This window comes from Streptomyces sp. NPDC029216 (assembly GCF_040648015.1).
In the GTDB taxonomy this organism is placed as follows: Bacteria; Actinomycetota; Actinomycetes; order Streptomycetales; family Streptomycetaceae; genus Streptomyces.
In genome coordinates this window covers 1-1,681 of sequence record NZ_JBEZWL010000306.1, presented here as the reverse complement: position 1 = coordinate 1,681, position 1,681 = coordinate 1, and the positions used below count along the sequence as shown (strand labels likewise).

Genomic DNA, 1,681 nt, shown 5'->3' with positions numbered 1-1,681 from the left:
TCGACGTCGACGCCGCCGTCCTCCCGCCGGGCCACCGTGCGGGAGGCCCCGCCCCCGGCGAGGTACGGCTCGGCCTCCTGGAGCCAGTCGGCGCGGCCGGCGAGCACGCCCGAGCCGAAGGGCGCGTACAGCTTGTGCCCGGAGAAGGCGACCCAGTCCACGTCCAGGTCCCGTACGGAGACGGGGTGATGGGGCGCCAGCTGGGCGGCGTCCAGCACGATCCGCGCTCCGTGGGTGTGCGCGGCGGCGGCGAGCTCCCTGACCGGCCACAGCTCGCCGGTGACGTTGGACGCGCCGGTGACGCAGACCAGGGCCGGGCCGTGGGGGTCGCGGTCGGCCAGCGCCCGCTCCAGGGTGGCGACGGCCTGGGCGGGGGTGCGCGGGGCGTTGAGGTACGTGACCCGCGCGTCGCCCCAGGGCAGCAGCGAGGCGTGGTGCTCGGTCTCGAAGACGAAGACCTGGCAGCCGGCCGGGAGCACGGCGGCGAGCAGGTTCAGGGAGTCGGTGGTGGACCGGGTGAAGACCACCTGGTCGGCGGGGCGGCAGTCGAGGAACTCGGCGACGGTGGCCCGGCTCTGCTCGAAGAGGTCGGTGGAGAGCTGCGAGAGGTAGCCGGCCCCGCGGTGGACGCTGCCGTAGTACGGGGCGTACGCGGCCACGTCGTCCCAGACCCGCTGGAGCGCGGGGGCGCTGGCCGCGTAGTCCAGGGCCGCGTAGGTGACCTCGCCGCCGGTGACGAGCGGGACGGTGACGTCCCGGCCGAGCACGGGCAGCGGCGCGGCACAGGCAGGGCCCTCGGCAGTGGTAGCGGACGGGGCGCAGGCGGCGGGGGCGGCGGCGTTCAGGGATGCGGACATGGCGGTATCTCCCGGCAGGCAGGGCGGAATGGCTTCGGTGTGCCCGTACGCGGATACGGCGGCGCGCGCGGCGGCGGTCGGCCGTCGGGGGTACGGGAAGTGCCTCGGACGCGGCGCGGGTACGCGGAAGGGACCCTGTTCCGAGGGGTGAAGTAGGGGCGGAGTCGCCCTATCGCATTCGCTTGCTCACGGAAAACGCTCCTCGAAAGACCAGGACCCCTGGTGTCGAGGGATCCGCGCTTGCCGTAGACCTCGCTGCCTACGGCCTGGTCATCACCCGGGGCACCCCGCCACGGAAGGAGGGTTGCCGGACAGCAAGCCGGGGCCTAAACGCTGTCACTCGTGACCTTGGGGAGCATCCTGCCACAGGACGCCCCGAGCACAAGACCCCGGTCCACATCGTGGACCGGGGTCTCCTTCTTCACGCCGCTCTCGCGCCGCTCGGCCGCAGGCGGCCCCCCGGGCTTCGACCGGCTGCGCCGGCCTCCGGCCACCGATCGCGGGGGGCGGCCGTACCCCCGCACACCGTCCGGCCAGGTCCTACGCGTTGGTGGCCGCCACCCAGCGCTCCAGCGCGGCCCGTGCGGCGCCCGAGTCGATGGACTCGGCCGCACGGGCGATGCCGGCCGACAGCTGCTCCTCCAGCGTGCCCGTACCCGGGTCCAGGGCCACCAGGGCGGCCGCCGAGTTCAGCAGCACCGCGTCGCGCACCGGGCCGGTCTCCCCCGCCAGCAGGCGGCGGGCCACGTCGGCGTTGTACGAGGGGTCGCCGCCGCGCAGGGCGGAGATGTCGACGGTGGCGATGCCCACGTCCCGCGGGTCGA

Annotated in this window: 1 protein-coding gene, 1 pseudogene and 1 riboswitch; the gene and the pseudogene both read right to left on the bottom strand. The window is 74.9% G+C overall.

The window, feature by feature from the left end; genetic code table 11:
• Positions 1–857: aminotransferase class V-fold PLP-dependent enzyme (locus AB0F18_RS39205; RefSeq protein WP_362070320.1), on the bottom strand; the 857-nt coding region annotated here is incomplete at its 3' end.
• A 231-nt stretch (positions 858–1,088) separates the two neighbouring features.
• A riboswitch (SAM riboswitch) is annotated at positions 1,089–1,205 on the bottom strand.
• Between the two features lie 192 nt (positions 1,206–1,397).
• Positions 1,398–1,681: pseudogene (locus AB0F18_RS39200) on the bottom strand (anthranilate phosphoribosyltransferase); the annotation flags it as partial.